This window comes from Flavobacterium seoulense (assembly GCF_000695795.1).
GTDB lineage: Bacteria > Bacteroidota > Bacteroidia > Flavobacteriales > Flavobacteriaceae > Flavobacterium > Flavobacterium seoulense.
On record NZ_JNCA01000009.1, the window covers coordinates 159,097 to 176,003 of the forward strand.

Annotated in this window: 14 protein-coding genes and 2 tRNA genes; 11 read left to right on the top strand and 5 right to left on the bottom strand. The window is 33.5% G+C overall.

Features of this window, described 5'->3' with window-relative positions; all coding sequences use genetic code 11:
• Positions 1-29 precede the first annotated feature (29 nt).
• Complete coding sequence (locus tag FEM21_RS05325) at positions 30-539, top strand: PRC-barrel domain-containing protein (protein WP_035658664.1); 510 nt, start codon at positions 30-32, stop codon at positions 537-539.
• Positions 540-640: 101 nt separating this feature from the next.
• On the opposite strand, the gene FEM21_RS05330 is transcribed toward FEM21_RS05325, so the two are convergent.
• The 5 genes from FEM21_RS05330 to FEM21_RS05350 all read right to left on the bottom strand — a co-directional run bounded on the left by FEM21_RS05330 (position 641) and on the right by FEM21_RS05350 (position 1,949).
• Positions 641-895: a GIY-YIG nuclease family protein gene (locus FEM21_RS05330; RefSeq protein WP_035658666.1), complete on the bottom strand. Its 255-nt coding sequence runs from the start codon at positions 893-895 to the stop codon at positions 641-643.
• A 112-nt stretch (positions 896-1,007) separates the two neighbouring features.
• Entirely contained in the window at positions 1,008-1,262 is a 255-nt protein-coding gene (locus tag FEM21_RS05335) for a GIY-YIG nuclease family protein (protein ID WP_035658668.1), read from the bottom strand.
• Between the two features lie 115 nt (positions 1,263-1,377).
• On the bottom strand, positions 1,378-1,632 hold the full coding sequence (locus tag FEM21_RS05340) for a GIY-YIG nuclease family protein (protein ID WP_035658671.1): 255 nt from the start codon (positions 1,630-1,632) through the stop codon (positions 1,378-1,380).
• A 57-nt stretch (positions 1,633-1,689) separates the two neighbouring features.
• A tRNA-Met gene (locus FEM21_RS05345) sits at positions 1,690-1,762 on the bottom strand.
• A 114-nt stretch (positions 1,763-1,876) separates the two neighbouring features.
• Positions 1,877-1,949: transfer RNA gene (locus FEM21_RS05350), tRNA-Met, on the bottom strand.
• 202 nt (positions 1,950-2,151) lie between these two features.
• Here FEM21_RS05350 and era point away from each other — a divergent pair.
• From era to FEM21_RS05400, 10 genes are all read left to right on the top strand, one after another.
• Positions 2,152-3,033, top strand: a complete 882-nt coding sequence (era, locus tag FEM21_RS05355) for a GTPase Era (protein WP_035658674.1) — start codon at positions 2,152-2,154, stop codon at positions 3,031-3,033.
• Positions 3,034-3,276: 243 nt separating this feature from the next.
• A complete protein-coding gene (gene der, locus FEM21_RS05360; RefSeq protein ID WP_035658676.1) occupies positions 3,277-4,587 on the top strand; it encodes a ribosome biogenesis GTPase Der in 1,311 nt (436 codons plus the stop codon).
• Between the two features lie 114 nt (positions 4,588-4,701).
• Entirely contained in the window at positions 4,702-5,178 is a 477-nt protein-coding gene (locus FEM21_RS05365; RefSeq protein WP_035658679.1) for a hypothetical protein, read from the top strand.
• A 461-nt stretch (positions 5,179-5,639) separates the two neighbouring features.
• Entirely contained in the window at positions 5,640-8,690 is a 3,051-nt protein-coding gene (locus FEM21_RS05370) for a SusC/RagA family TonB-linked outer membrane protein (RefSeq protein ID WP_081824643.1), read from the top strand.
• A 20-nt stretch (positions 8,691-8,710) separates the two neighbouring features.
• Positions 8,711-10,069, top strand: a complete 1,359-nt coding sequence (locus FEM21_RS05375) for a RagB/SusD family nutrient uptake outer membrane protein (protein WP_035658680.1) — start codon at positions 8,711-8,713, stop codon at positions 10,067-10,069.
• Between the two features lie 13 nt (positions 10,070-10,082).
• Complete coding sequence (locus tag FEM21_RS05380; RefSeq protein ID WP_035658683.1) at positions 10,083-11,429, top strand: hypothetical protein; 1,347 nt, start codon at positions 10,083-10,085, stop codon at positions 11,427-11,429.
• A gap of 11 nt (positions 11,430-11,440) precedes the next feature.
• Positions 11,441-12,910 carry a hypothetical protein gene (locus tag FEM21_RS05385; protein WP_152547370.1) on the top strand — a complete coding sequence of 490 codons (1,470 nt, stop codon included), beginning with the start codon at positions 11,441-11,443 and terminating at the stop codon, positions 12,908-12,910.
• A 36-nt stretch (positions 12,911-12,946) separates the two neighbouring features.
• Positions 12,947-14,380, top strand: coding sequence for an MBL fold metallo-hydrolase (locus FEM21_RS05390; protein WP_081824644.1), 1,434 nt, complete (start codon positions 12,947-12,949; stop codon positions 14,378-14,380).
• Positions 14,381-14,398: 18 nt separating this feature from the next.
• Positions 14,399-15,178, top strand: coding sequence for a hypothetical protein (locus FEM21_RS05395; RefSeq protein WP_035658685.1), 780 nt, complete (start codon positions 14,399-14,401; stop codon positions 15,176-15,178).
• 26 nt (positions 15,179-15,204) lie between these two features.
• Positions 15,205-16,638: a phytoene desaturase family protein gene (locus FEM21_RS05400; protein ID WP_035658688.1), complete on the top strand. Its 1,434-nt coding sequence runs from the start codon at positions 15,205-15,207 to the stop codon at positions 16,636-16,638.
• The last annotated feature ends 269 nt before the right edge of the window (positions 16,639-16,907 follow it).

Genomic DNA, 16,907 nt, shown 5'->3' on the forward strand with positions numbered 1-16,907 from the left:
AAAAATTAACTTATAAATTAAGAAAGAACATGGAGAATAGAGACAAAAATTTATACAGACTGGACGAACTTACGGATTACAAGGTAGCTTCAAACTATTCTGATGTAAGAGGATGGAAAATAGTAGATGCTGACAATCGTACTATTGGCGAAATTGACAATTTGTGGGTAAATAAAGACATGCAGCGTGTTGTTTATCTCGATGTAAAAGTCGATAAAGCATTAATCGACGATAGTCGTAATGAAGTGCATGATACCATAGCCCACGACGATGGACGGGAATTTATGTACAAAGAAGGACATAGTCATCTGATTATACCAATTGGATCTGTAAACATTAATAAGGATACAAAAATTGTCATGGCTAATGGTATATCTTACGATACTTTCAGAAGAACAGGAAGATATAATATACAGGACAATTTTGACAGGAACTATGAAAGAAGCGTTTTGAGATCATATTATCCTGATGATTCCCAATCTGGATTTGAAAGTAATGACGATGCTTTTTACAACCGCAGGGAATTTGACGGTCATTAAGATTTATATTAAAATTTAGATCTTTATAATAGTAAAGACCAGATATTTAAGAATATCTGGTCTTTGTTGTTATATGAAATTCTGTATATGAGCCCAACGAGCTATAAGTTTTGAATTAGATTTTTTATAAATTCTCTTCCAATTCCTGTTTTTAAATATTTTTCTCTTTTGAGTACGTCTGTTTTAGAATTGAAAAATTCAATATGAATTACAATCCAGAGTCTGTATTTTAAAGTATGGCCTTTGGTAGATAATTTATTATGTGATTTTAATCTTTCTATGAGATTAGAGGTAAAACCTGTGTAGGTTTTGTTGAATTTCTTAGAATATAGAATGTAAACAACAAATTCTTCCATAAGTTTTTATGGATAAATATAAATAAAAAAACCTTTCATTTCTGAAAGGTTTTCTAGTAGCGGGAACAGGACTCGAACCTGTGTCCGCCGCGGCGGATATGAGCCCAACGAGCTATAAGTTTTGAATTAGATTTTTTATAAATTCTCTTCCAATTCCTGTTTTTAAATATTTTTTTCTTTTAAGTACGTCTGTTTTAGAGTTGAAAAATTCAATATGAATTACAGTCCAGGGTCTGTATTTTAAAGTATAGCCTTTGGTAGATAATTTATTATGTGATTTAAATCTTTCTATGAGATTAGAGGTAAAACCTGTGTAGGTTTTGTTGAATTTTTTAGAATATAGAATGTAAACAACAAATTCTTCCATAAGTTTTTATGGATAAATATAAACAAAAAAAGCCTCATATTTCTATGAAGCTTTTCTTAGTAGCGGGAACAGGACTCGAACCTGTGTCCGCCGCGGCGGATATGAGCCCAACGAGCTATAAGTTTTGAATTAGATTTTTTATAAATTCTCTTCCAATTCCTGTTTTTAAATATTTTTCTCTTTTAAGTGCGTCTGTTTTGGAATTGAAAAATTCAATATGAATTACAATCCAGGGTCTGTATTTTAAAGTATGGCCTTTGGTAGATAACTTATTATGCGATTTGAATCTTTCTATGAGATTAGAGGTAAAACCTGTGTAGGTTTTGTTGAATTTCTTAGAATATAGAATGTAAACAACAAATTCTTCCATAAGTTTTTATGGATAAATATAAATAAAAAAACCTTTCATTTCTGAAAGGTTTTCTAGTAGCGGGAACAGGACTCGAACCTGTGACCTTCGGGTTATGAGCCCGACGAGCTGCCTACTGCTCTATCCCGCGATGTATTTTCAATTTATATTTTAGAACCTGTGTCCGCTGTGGCGGATATGAGCCCGATAACTTTATATTGGTCATTTCGCAAGTGCGATGTGAATTCAATAAAGTTAAACTTAGTAGCGGGAACAGGACTCGAACCTGTGACCTTCGGGTTATGAGCCCGACGAGCTGCCTACTGCTCTATCCCGCGATATATTTTCAATTTGTATTTCAGAACCTGTGTCCGCCGTGGCAGATATGAGCCATCTAAATTTGGATACTGCTCTATCCTGCGATGTTTCGGGTGCAAAGATACGATTAAATTCGACATATACAATGCTGATTTTAAAAAATGTTTTATTTCCTCTATTGACTTGATATGACTACCTTTGCAGCATTAAAAAATAATGATAATGACACATAAAGCAGGTTTTGTAAATATTATAGGGAATCCTAATGTAGGGAAATCGACGTTGATGAATGCGTTTGTAGGGGAGCGATTGTCTATTATAACTTCTAAAGCCCAAACAACGCGTCATAGAATTCTTGGAATCGTAAATGGAGATGATTTTCAGATGGTACTTTCAGATACGCCCGGAATTATCAAACCGGCTTACGAAATGCAGGAATCGATGATGAATTTTGTCAAATCGGCTTTTGAAGATGCAGATGTTTTGATTTATATGGTCGAAATAGGAGAGCAGGATTTAAAAGACGAAGATTTCTTTAAAAAAATCATACATGCTAAAATTCCGGTTTTGTTGTTGTTGAACAAAATCGACAATTCAAATCAGGAGCAATTAGAAGCGCAAGTAGCTTTCTGGACAGAAAAAGTGCCAAATGCGGAGATTTTTCCAATCTCGGCTTTGCAGAATTTTAATGTACCAGAGGTTTTTGGAAGAATTATCGAATTATTGCCGGAATCGCCAGCGTATTATCCAAAAGATCAGTTAACAGATAAACCAGAGCGTTTCTTCGTAAACGAAACTATTCGTGAAAAAATCTTATTGAATTACGCAAAAGAAATTCCGTATGCAGTCGAAATTGTTACTGAGGAATTTATTGAAACTGATAACATTATTAAAATCCGTTCGCTGATTATGGTAGAACGTGATACACAAAAAGGAATTATCATTGGTCACAAAGGAGCTGCTTTGAAAAAAGTAGGAATGGATGCCCGTGTAGATTTAGAGAAATTCTTTGGCAAACAAATCCATATCGAATTGTACGTGAAAGTGAATAAAAACTGGAGAAGCAACGCGAATCAGTTAAAGCGTTTTGGGTATAATCAGTAATTTTTGGTTATTTGTTAATTTGTTTATTCGAATGGCTTTGACTACAGGAATGTATAGCAGGAAATAGCTTCTAAAAAATAACAAGAAGAGAAAAACTTAGGTACTTAGAAACTTAGAGTCTCAGCAACTTTTTTTAACTACCTTTGCAAAAAATTAAATAAGACGTTTAGGATAACAAATGATTCGGTTTTTAGGAAGTTAAAAATCTGCAATTTGAAATCTAAAGTCTAAAATTGAAAAAAAATGAATAACATTGTTGCGATAGTAGGAAGACCTAATGTGGGGAAATCGACCCTTTTTAATAGGCTGATACAAAGAAGAGAAGCTATTGTAGATTCAGTATCTGGGGTTACCCGCGATAGAAACTATGGTAAAAGCGAGTGGAACGGAAAAGAGTTTTCTGTTATTGATACCGGAGGATACGTTCGCGGAAGTGATGACGTATTTGAAGGTGAAATTCGTAAACAAGTGGAGCTTGCTATCGACGAAGCTGATGTTATTATTTTTGTGGTTGATGTAGAAGAAGGAATTACTCCAATGGATGAAACGGTGGCGAAGTTGTTGCGTAAAGTAACCAAGCCTGTTTTGTTAGCCGTAAATAAAGTAGATAATGCCATGCGTGAGAAAGACGCTGTGGAATTTTACAATTTAGGATTAGGAGATTATTATACTTTTGCCAGTATTTCAGGAAGCGGAACTGGAGATTTGCTTGATGCTTTAATTGATGCTTTCCCTGAAAAACCTGAACCGGTTCAGGAAGAAGTGGTGTTACCACGTTTTGCAGTTGTAGGAAGACCAAATGCCGGGAAATCAAGTTTTATCAATGCGCTTATTGGTCAGGATCGTTTCATGGTAACAGATATTGCAGGAACAACTCGTGATGCAATCGATATGAAATTTGACCGTTTTGGTTTTGAATTTAATTTGGTTGATACTGCCGGAATTCGTCGTAAAGCGAAAGTAAAAGAAGATTTAGAATTTTACTCGGTAATGCGTTCGGTACGTGCGATTGAGCATGCTGATATTTGTATTCTGGTTATTGATGCAACCCGTGGATTTGAAAGTCAGGATCAGAATATTTTCTGGTTGGCTCAAAAAAATAGAAAAGGTGTTGTAATCTTAGTAAACAAATGGGATTTGGTCGAAAAAGATACCATGTCAACCCGCGATTACGAAGAGAAAATTAAGAAAGAATTAATGCCATTTACTGATGTGCCAATTCTTTTTGTTTCGGCTTTAACAAAACAACGTTTATTGAAAGCATTAGAAGCTTCGGTAAAAGTATTTGAAAACCGTCAGCAGCGAATTCCAACTTCAAAATTCAACGAATTTATGTTGAAAGTAATTGAAGCCTATCCGCCGCCGGCAACAAAAGGGAAATACATAAAAATTAAATACTGTATGCAATTACCATCACCAACACCTCAGTTTGTGTTTTTTGCTAATTTGCCACAGTATGTAAAAGAGCCATACAAGCGTTACCTTGAAAATAAAATTAGAGACAACTGGGATTTCTCAGGTGTTCCAATCGATATTTATATTAGAGAGAAATAGAAATAAAAATCCCGGGCAATCGGGATTTTTTTATTTTATGGGAAATTGTAAGCAATTTTGGTCTGATTCTTGGTTAAGCCAATAAATAGGTCTAATATTTAAAAAGAGAATCAAATGAGAAAAAATTTACTAGTAGTTGCTGTATTATGTTTAAGCTCAATAGGTTTTTCCCAAAATAAAAATTTTGTTGTAGAAGATCGATTAATGGTTTGGAGATTGGTTTACGAAGATCCCACACCTATTTCGGCATTAGAGAAAAACTTCCGTTTAGAGTTTGTTACTGATTCTACAGGATTTATTAAAAGAACCAATTTTGAAAATAGAAGACTGAATCAGTTTACAGCTGAATTCAAAATTGAATCAAAAAAAGATAAATACCGTGTCTCAGTACATAATATTATATTTTTTGATGATTTAATCCGAACCAAAACTACTTTTCAAACTATTCCGGAATATACTATTGAAAGTCAGTTTATGAAAAATGATGGCACTATTAGAAAAGCACCATGGGGATTAAATTTGACAGAAATTCTAAATACTTATTTCACAGAATTGTTTACTATTAAAAAAACAGATAATTCAGATTGGTAATATTTCATGGAAATAATTACTGTTTCATATATCAAAGCATCAAGCGCAAGTTTGCTGCTTTTTTTGTTTTTGAAATCCAAGTTCTCCAAAAATCAGACGATAAGTTCCTTAAAATTAAGATGTTCAGAGGAATAAAATAGTCTTTGGAGTATGCTGTTAATAGAGCTTTTCTTAGTTTTTAAATTTTTAAATTACTGATAATAAATATGTTGGTTTTTATTTTGGATAAACAAAACCTTATTTTTTGTTAATTAGTATTTTAAATTTATTTTTGTTCTATAAAATTAGTAGAATATAAAAAACATAAAAAATGAAAAATAGAAAGTGTTGTAAATAAAAAAAGCCACTTCTGCGGGAACAGAAATGGCAAGGCTTAAAAAAAATGTTAATCTCTTAAAAGGCAACAAAAGTTGAAAAATCAATTTTTGCAGATCCTTTATTTATTAAACCAAAACAAAGTAATGAAAAAAAAATTAAACATACACTTATGGTTGTATATATTACTAATTTCAATAGGAATAAATGCGCAGACAACTACTCCGCTTATTCAGTCTAAACTCAATGGAATCGTAATTGATGCGATAACGAAAATACCGATTCCGGGCGCAACTGTGGCTATAAAAGGAATTACACACAGTGTAAATACCGATTTGGATGGTAAGTTTTATTTTCAAACAGGACAAAAATTTCCATATACACTTATTGTGAGTTATGTGGGATATAAAAAAGCAGAAGTTGTAGTAGATGGATCTCCTGTTACAATTAGTCTAAAAGAAAATGTTGAAGAATTAAGTGAATTAGTGCTTGTTGGGTATTCGCAAAAGAAAAGAACCAATGTAACAGGCTCAGTAGATAAGGTAAAAGGAGATGAATTAACAAATAATCATGGAACTAGTTTTACTGAGAAATTACAGGGCTTATCTCCAGGTTTACAAATTTCTTCAGCGTCTGGAGTTGAAGGTGGAGCAGCACTTGTTCGTTTAAGAGGTGCAACATCTATAAACGCTAACAACGATCCTCTTTATATTATTGATGGTGTTTTTATTAATAGTCAGTCTTTACAAAGTATTGGAGCAGGAGGTCAGACTTCAAACCCTCTTGCCGATATTAATCCGGCAGATATTGAATCTATTGATGTTCTTAAAGATGCCAATGCTACAGCTGTTTATGGTTCCAGAGGTGCTAACGGAGTTATAATTATTACTACCAAAAGAGGTAAAAAAGGGAAGAGAACTGAGGTGAAATTCAGTAGTAATATTGGAATTTCTGAAGCTCCAAAATTATGGGATTTAGTTACTGGTCCGGAACATGCAACTATTTTAAATGAGCAATGGATTAACGATGGTGGCGCATTTGCACAAAGACCCTACCGACCTGTAAGCGAAGGCGGACAAGGAAATCCGGAAGATCAGGGTACTTATGACAGATTAGGTTTGATTTTTAGAAAAGCTACCCAAACAGTACATAATCTTTCTATCTCCGGAGGAAATGAAAATACTTCATTTTACATTAGTGGAGAAGTTACCAAATCTCCTTCTATATTAAAATTACAAGATTTTAACAGAACCAGTTTTAGAACAAATCTGGATCATAATATCACTAAATCATTACAGGTAGGAACAAGTATTTCCTATAGTAATATTGATAGACGAATAGTTCCAACAGGTGATACCGGTGGTATAACTAACACAGGATTACATACCCCAACATTAACACCAATCATTAATGCTGATGGTAGTTACAACAGGGCAGAGCGTTTTAATAATCCTTATGTCTTATTCGAAAACAGTAACAGTTATTCTTACACCAAACGTTTCATTGGAAATGCCTTTGCAAAATGGGATATTCTGAAGAATTTAAGTTTTAAAAGTAGTTTTAGCTTGGATGATAATAGCTATAATGAGGTAGTTTATTATAATTCAAATTTAAATGAAGGAAGATCAGCCAATGGAAGTGCTACTAATGCTTTAACAACAGAAAGAATCTGGATTGCTGAACAGTTATTGAACTATATTCCGGTTTCAAATAACAAACATTTCCTTTCTTTCTTCTTAGGGAATACACTTCAAAAAAATGCATTTAATCGTTCGACTATTACAGGAACAAATTTTCCAAGTACGCAGTTTAGTTCTATATCAGCAGCGGCTATAACTACAGGTTCAACAACGGGAGAACTTTCATCCGGATTGATATCTTATTTTGGTGGTCTTAACTATAGCCATAAAGACAAATATATTTTTGATGCCAATTTAAGAACGGATGCTTCATCGCGTTTTGGTGCCAATAACAGATGGGCTACTTTTCCATCTGTTGGAGCAGCATGGAGAATAAGTAAAGAAAATTTTATAAAAGACAAATTTAGCTTTATTAATGAAATTTTAATCAAATCTAGTATTGGTTGGTCAGGGAATCAGGGAATTCCGGACTTTGCTTCGCAAGGACTTTGGTCAGGAGGAAATAACTATTTAGGCAGCCCCGGAGTTTCTCCTTCACAATTAGGTAATGAAGATCTTAAATGGGAAACTACAAGACAATTTAACATTGGTTTAGAAACTTCATTCTTTAATAGAAGATTAAGTGTGAATGTAGATTTTTATAATAAATATACAACCGATTTATTGTTACAAGTGCCTGTACCTGCTAAAACTGGTTTCTCTTCTGTTTTCCAGAATTTAGGAGAAATGAGTAACAACGGATTTGAATTAGGAATTAATACGGTGAATATCCAGACTGAAAATTTTCATTGGTCAACTTCTTTTAATGTATCTCAGAATAAAAATAAAATCGAAAAATTACCGAGAGCTTTTACTCAGTATAATAGAGATTGGGTAAGACTAGAAGAAGGCCATCCTTTATACTCTTTCTGGTTATACAAGCAATTGTATGTTGATCCTCAAACTGGAAATGCAGTATATGATGATTCCAGAACTAATGATGGGAAAATTACTGTTGATGACAGACAGATTGTTGGAAATGCATGGCCAGAATATCAGGGAGGGATAAACAATACACTTAAATATAAAGGATTTGATTTTTCTTTCTACGTTTATTTTTCTCAAGGAAATGAGGTATTTAATATGAACCGTTATTTTCAAGAGCATGCCGGTTCAAGAGGAACTTCATGGTCTATGCAGGCAAGTATGATGGACAGATGGCAAAATCCGGGTGATATCACAGATATTCCAAGAGTTACTACAAAACCAAATCCTGATGGAAGTTTAAATCACAATTTCGAGAGCAGCAGATTTTTAGAAGATGCTTCATTCATCAGGTTAAAAAGTGTTACTCTGGGATATACAATTCCGGAATCTATTCTTGAAAAACAAAAAGTGTTGAAAAACTTAAGAATATATACAAACCTTACCAACTTATTGACATTTACAAAATATAGTGGTCCGGATCCTGAAGTAAATGTGGCACAAAGACAAGCTGGCGCTACGGTACAAGGTTTAGATTTTTCAATGCCTCCGCATCCAAGAACGGTACAATTTGGTATCAATGCTACTTTTTAAATCATTAAATGAATTGAGTTATGTCAAAATTAAAATATATAAAAAATATCGTATTAGCATCAGTAGTTGTTCTTACTTCTTCCTGTGCTGATAGTTTTCTGGATGTTAATCCAACAGAATCTGTTGCAAATAATTCGGTTATTGTAGATGGAGCCACTGCACAAACGGCAATATTAGGAGTATATAGCCAGTTGCAAAACAGGCTGTATTATGGAGGTGATGGTTATGCGGCAACAGCTTACTTATCTAGTGGTGATCATATTTGGGTAGGAACACTGAATTATTATAATGCGTTTCCAAGTCATACTTACAGAGCCGATAATACGCTTTTAAACAACGTTTGGTCTCAAATTTTTGCAACTATTAACGGAGCCAATAATGTCATTGAACGCGTAAATGCTTTACCGGAAACACAAATTACCACTGCGTTGAAAAATCAATATGTTGGTGAAGCTTATTTTATTAGAGCTTTAGCTTATTTTGATTTGGCAAGAGCCTGGGGAAATATTCCATTAGTTTTAAAACCAACTGTTTCTCCAACGGACTTTAAGGGTGTAAAACAAAGTAACCAAAAACAAGTTTATCAACAAGCTCTAAACGATCTTGATACGGCAGAAAATTTGCTTCCGGCAACTGTAAACCGCAACAGAGCAACCAAAAAAACTGTTTATGCATTAAAGGCAAGAATTTATTTGTATAATGAAGAATGGCAAAAAGCCATAGATTATTCTTCTCTGATTATTGGAGACAGTAATTATGAATTGGTAAGCTGGCAAACGATTCTGAACAATTTAAATACCAGAGAATCTATTTTAGAACTGGCATTTAATACTGCAGATCAGAGTGCACATTTCGGTTCATGGTCAAGTAAAGATTATCGTAACCAGTTTGCTCCAGGGCCAGGTATTTTTAATGATTTACAAAATGCTGTAAATTCAGGTGACAGAAAGCTATTGATTGAGGATAATTCATCTTCGGCAATTAGAAATTATTTTGTTCAAAAATTATATTGGAGAGCAACAGGAGAAAATCCTACTTACATTTTGCGTTTATCAGAGCAATATTTGATCAGAGCAGAAGCTTATTTAAAATTAGCTACGCCAAATGCTGCTCTTGCTTTACAGGATTTGAATAAAGTGAGAGTAAGAGCTAATGTACTTCCTTTAAATATAGTAGATACTCAATTGTTATTAGGAGCTATAGCAAATGAAAGAAAACTAGAATTCGCGCTTGAGCCTCACCGTTGGTTTGATTTAACAAGAACTAAAAAAGCGGGAGAAGTACTAGGAGTAACCGATTCAAATTTATGGATTTTCCCTATACCGTTTAATGATTTAGAAGTTGATGATGATTTAGAGCCAAATCCAGGTTATAATTAAGAGATAAATTATTATGGGAACACAACATAAATCTAGTACATGGTCACTAACCGAAATATTTATATTTCGGTTAGGACTTATTTTTTTCATCATACTATTTATTCCGTATGATTTGAATTTATATCATTCTCTAAATGGAGGAGGTTTTTCTTTTCAAAATCTTTTCCAGATTGCTACATACAGAACATCATTTATATCTGAAAGTTTATATGTAGGTAATCATTTAGAAGGTTACTACAACTGGTTAATAGCATTATTAATAGCACTTGTGGCAGCTATTGTTTGGGGATTTTCAAAAACTAAAGAACCTGTAAAAGAGTACAATCAGCTGTATTATTGGTTAAGGGTAGCTTTGAGATATCGTTTAGCATTAGCAATCATTTTTACTGGAGTGGTAAAATTACTTCCTATTCAAATTCCGGAACCAACCTTAAGTGATTTCCATACATCTTATGGTGATTTTTTGCTTTGGAAAATGTATTATTTAACTAATGCTGTTTCATCTGCATTGTACATTCCCAGTTTAGGTATTTTAGAAATTATTGGCGGTCTTTTTCTGTTAAACAGAAGAACAGTTACAATTGGTGCTGGTTTATTGATTGCTTTATTAACCAATATTGTAATCGTAAATTATGTTTATGAAATAGGGGAACAGGTTTACAGTTCTTTTTTATTATTGATTGCAATTGTCATTATTCTACCAGATGTCTCTGGATTATATAATTTGTTATTTCTGGAAAAAACTACTCAATACAATGAGTTTGTTCCCACTTTTAGCAAATTGGCCTACAAGTTACGCTCTGTTTTTCAGGTGGTTTTTCTATTGATTATTACAGGATTTACGGTGCTAACTTTTGTTTCATGGAAAGATACTAATTATCCTTTTCCTAAAACCAAAGGAATAGCAGATATTAAAGGTGTTTACAATGTAAAAGAGTTTAAATATAAAGGGAAAACCTTACCTTATTCTATTACAGATTCCTTAAGATGGCAAAATGTGGTATTTGAAGAATGGAATACAATAAGTATTAGAAACAATAGCCCTGTAAAAATCGATAGTCTAAAACCAAGAATAGTTTTTCAGGAAGATTCAAAAAGAAATTATGAGCAGTTGGGTAACAGCGGAAGACATTTTTTTAGCTATGAGCATAGTGAAAAGAAAGATAAGTATAACTTAAAGCTAATTGATAAGTCAGATGCCAAGCTAAAATATACTTTTTCATTAGAGAAGCTTAATAAAAATGAGTTGCTGCTTAAAGGTGTTGACATTAAAGGAGATTCATTAAGTATTACACTGGGACGTCTTCCTAAAAAGTATCTTTTACAGGAAGGTCGAAGAAAACCCATTAAAATTTACTAAAAAAATAAAGAATGGAAATTAAACAAAATATCGAATCAGTCTCATCACATTCTGGTTCTCCAATATGGAGTAAACTTGAAAAGATAAGTTTTAGGTTTGCCTTTATATTTTTCTTATTACTTATCGTGCCATTACAAAGTAAATGGTACGAAAGATTATTTGAAATAGATTCATTTTACGATCTTTTATCTATACTATCTGGTTCTCGAACTGGTTTTATAGAAATCGAATCAGAAAGTGGAAAATGGGGTGCGGCTTCTTATGCCTCTTGGGGTATTGCGCTTTTAATAGCAGGTATTGGAACAGCAATATGGACAATTATTAGCAGAAACAGTAAGAGACAACAATATAATGAGTTGTATTATTGGTTAAGAGTAATCGTAAGATACCGCATAGCTGTTGGACTTATTGCATTTGGATATATTAAATTTTTTCCAATGCAAATGCCTTTTCCATCAGTGTCTAATCTAAATACTGATTTAGGAGATTATGCCTCATTTAAACTGTATTGGCAGGTAGTTGGTCTTTCCGTTTGGTATCAGATATTTTTAGGCGCTTTAGAAATAGTGGCTGGTATTCTATTGTTTTTTAGAGCAACAACCGCTTTAGGAGCAATTATTACTGCTGGAGTATTGTACAATATTGCACATGCAAACCTTGCTTACGATGGTGCAGTGCATGTTTACAGTTCTTACTTCGTGCTTTTATCGCTGTTTTTATTGGTACAATATGCTCCAAATATCTGGAAGTTATTGGTAAAAAAACAGTCTATAACACCCAATTATTATTATCCAAAACTGAAAGACAGAAATAAGAAAATTGTTTTTTATAGTGTAAAATATGCTTTTATATTTTCTTTTGTATTCATTTACGGTTATTATAGATACAATTTGCACTACAACGAAGGTCGTTTGAAAGAACCGGTTGTTCCTGGTTTAGCGAATGCAGAAGGCTATTATTCAGTTTCATCATTTACAATAAATGGCGATACATTAGCTTATTCACCTTTAGATTCAATACGCTGGAATGATGCCGTTTTTGAAAGGTATTCAACTTTAGTTTTTAAAGTAGATAAAGCTCTTGATATTAATTTAGCCAATGGTGGTCCAACTACAGCCGATTTGTTTAAGGATTACGAATTTACCGGACGTTCAGGAGGTAAAACCTATTTATATTACGAAACCGATTCCATCAACAAAACCTTGTATCTGGTAAATAAAAATCAGGAATTTTCTAAAAAATTCATTAAAAAATTTGATAAGAAAGATAATGAAATCAATCTGAAAAAACTGTATACTACCACTTACCGTGATAGTATTGGAATATTAAAATGGAAGTACGATAGACCACAAAAAAACAGAATTGTATTATCAGGAAAAGATCATGAAAAGAATTCTATTCAAGTTGTGCTGGATAAGTTAGACAGAAAATATACAGTAGGCAAAGAATGGCATTCGGAAATCCATAAGTATGTATACTAATAATAGTTACAATATTTTATTATAAAATTCACAGTAATGAATAGAAGAATTTTTATCAATCAATCCTTGTTGTTTTTAGGAGCAGTGGCATGTAATCAGGTTTTTGCAGGCAAAACAGCAAATGGAGAAACGTTTCTGATCAAACAGTTTGAAGATACCGGTTTAGCCCATTTTTCATATGCTATTTTAGTTAAAGATAAAATTGTTTTAATTGATCCGGCAAGAAACCCACAACCTTATTATGATTTTGCTTCTGCAAATAATGCTGAAATAGTATCGATTATAGAAACGCATTTGCATGCCGATTTTGTGAGTTCACATCTAGAGATTAGCCAGTTTAAAAAAGCTAAAGTTTATGCCAGCAAATTAGCAAAAGCAAACTATAAGCATCACAATTTTGATGAAGGAGATTTGATCAGTCTTTCTGCAGATATTAAACTAAAAGCGATAAATACGCCAGGGCATTCGCCGGATAGTATTTCTGTGATACTTCAAAATAAAGCTAAGGATGTAGCCGTTTTTTCTGGTGATTCTTTACTTTTTGGAAGTGTAGGAAGACCGGATTTACGCGAATATTCGGGAGAATTAGCTACTGAAAGGAAAAAATTAGCAGGGCAAATGTATGATACGATACATCAAAAGTTTGCCAAGTTGGCTAATGATGTACTCGTTTATCCGGCACACGGAGCGGGTTCACTTTGTGGAAGTTCCATAAGAAATGTAAAAGAAAGTACTATTGGTTATGAGAAAGCTCATAATTTTGCTTTTCAAAATATTCCTAAAGAACAATTTGTTGAAACACTATTAAAAGATCAGCCACATATTCCGCAATATTTTCCTTATGATGTAGAATTGAATCGAAAAGGAGCCAGAGTAGTATCAAAAGCCTTGTTAGCTATTCCATTTCTGAAATTGACAACTCATAATTTTAAACCTGAAGAGATAATTGTAGATATCCGAACACCCGATGTATTTGCATCGTCTCATTTTCCGGGTTCTATCAACATTGCTGAAAGTTCTAAATTTGAAACATGGTTAGGGACAATTATTAAACCTGAGCAAAAAATATATCTGATTGCCAATTCAGAATCTGAGTTGAAAACGGCTTTTGCAAAAGCATCTAAAATTGGTTATGACAGCTTTATTAAAGGAGGTTTTGTTTATGGAAATTATGCTGGAGAAAGTTTTACAAAGTTTGATAAAGACAAGTTTCTGTCTGCTAAAAATGATTATTTTATTTTAGATGTAAGAACAGCTAAAGAAGCATCAGAAGATAAGATTTTTAGTAATGCTGTAAATATTCCTTTGTCAGAATTGCAGGAGGAAATAAATAATCTTCCAAAAAACAAACCTGTTATAGTGCATTGCGCTTCTGGTTTTCGATCTGCAATAGGTATAAGTATCATTAAAAACTTAGCACCAAATATTGAAGTCTATGACATTGGGGGAGAAATTGGAAAATATCGTTAACATTTATAGAATACAAAAATGATTCAGAAATTAATATATATCCTATTTTTAGCTTCAGCTATTTGCACTAGTACGGTTTCCAATGCCCAAGAGCCTACAAAATTAACGATAAGAGCATTGGCAAAGGACGCTAAATTTATAGGAACGGGTATAGGAGGAGCGTATATTATCGTGAAAAATCATGATACACAGGAGGTTTTAGCTAAGGGATATACCGCTGGTACTTCTGGAAATACAGATTTAATTGTAACTAAACCAAAAGTTAGGTATGAGCGTATTACAGATGACAAAACGGCAAAATTTGTAGCTGCATTAAATATTAGTGAGCCGTTATTGGTCGATATAGAAGCAATAGCACCATTTAATCGTAAAAGTGCAGCAATAAAAGCCACTACTCAGGTTTGGGTCATTCCTAACAAAGATATTTTAGGAGATGGTATAATTCTGGAAATTCCCGGTTTTATTGTAGACATTTTGTCTCCTACAGCACACGAAGTGATTTCTTTTGATTCGAATCAGAAAAAAGAAGTTACTCTTAAAGTAAATATGGTGATGATGTGTGGCTGTGTAATTCAAAACGATGGGATTTGGAATGCTTCAAATTATGATGTTGATGCTATTGTTCGGAAAGAAGGTGTTCAAATTGCTAAAGTAAAACTGCTTAAAACAACTGAAGACAATGTTTTTGAAGTAAAAATTCCCATGAAAGAAAGTGGAAATTACGAACTTATCGTAACTGCATTTGATAATAAAGTCTATAATACAGGGGTAAATAAAATCAATTTTGTTGTCAAGTAAATTAGGTTAAGCAATAAATAAAAAACATGAGCAAAAAAGATTTTGATGCTATAGTAGTAGGTTCCGGACCCAATGGTTTGTCGGCAGCTATAACTTTACAAAAAGCAGGACTTTCGGTATTGATTGTTGAGGCTAAATCCACTATTGGAGGTGGTATGCGTACAGCCGAATTGACTTTGTCTGGATTTAAGCATGACGTTTGTTCGGCGATTCATCCTATGGCAATGGGTTCGCCTTTTTTTGCTGATTTGCCTTTGCAGGAACACGGATTAGAGTTTGTTCATGCACCATTAGCTGCTGCCCATCCTTTTGATAATGGAAATGCCGCTATTTTATCACGATCGATTAAAGAAACTGCTAAGTCATTAGGTAAAGATGGAAAGGCTTATTTGGATCTTATTCAGCCTTTAGTCGAATCCTGGCCTAAAATTGTAGATGATACTTTAGGTCCTTTGGGAATTCCGAAGCATCCTTTGTTATTAGCTCAATTTGGTTTAAAAGCGATGCAGCCTGCAAGTTGGATCGCAAAAAATTTTGAAACAGAAAAAGCTAAAGGACTCTGGGCGGGAATGACAGCGCATTCGATACAGCCATTGACGAACTATTCTTCAGCAGCAATTGGGATGGTTCTATCAGCTGTCGGACATTTGTATGGATGGCCAATTCCAAAAGGAGGTTCGCAATCTATTGCAGATGCTTTAGCTTCTTATTTTATTTCGCTTGGCGGGAAAATCGAAACTAATTTTTTGGTAAAATCATTAAATCAGTTGCCTTCTTCTGATACTGTTTTGTTTGATGTTACGCCAAAACAATTGTTGCAGATTGCCGGAGATAAATTTTCTCCGTTGTACAAATGGCAATTAGAAAGGTATCGATACGGAATGGGAGTATTTAAAGTGGACTGGGCTTTAGATGGACCAATCCCTTTTACGGCTCCCGAATGCAATAAAGCAGCAACCGTTCATTTAGGGAATACTTTTAAGGAAATAGCCGATGGAGAACAATTAGCCTCATCAGGTGGACATCCTGAAAAACCTTTTGTTTTATTGGCACAGCAAAGTTTATTTGATGCAACAAGAGCGCCAGAAGGTAAGCATACCGCCTGGGCATATTGTCATGTCCCAAACGGTTCAAGAGTTGATATGACTTTAGCTATTGAAAATCAGGTGGAACGTTTTGCTCCTGGATTCAAAGATCAGATTCTGGCTAAGAATACGATGAATTCATCACAAATCGAAGCTTATAATCCGAATTATATTGGAGGAGATATCAACGGTGGTATCATTGATATTGGACAGTTATTTACCCGACCTGCCTTGCGACTTTCTCCTTATCGTACTTCAGCGAAAGGAATTTATATTTGCTCTTCTTCGACTCCTCCTGGAGGTGGAGTTCACGGAATGTGTGGCTATCATGCTGCCAAAACAGCGCTAAATGACGTTTTTAAAATCAAGTTGTAAATTATTATACTTTGGATTAATTCTCTAAAATCTCAGTAAAAAATAGATTAAGTAAAACATGAAAAACAGTAGTAAGCTTTAAGTTTGCTACTGTTTTTTTGTTAAAACAGATTTTAATTTTTTTATTGAGATAGTTACTCATCTACTTGATTTAATTGGATTTACTGTTATTTCTTTTTTTATTTTAGAAAAAATTTCCTCTAATTTTCTAAACTCTTCAAAATCAGACTAAAAATAGTTGTGATTTAACGAATTTAAGCTGATAATTA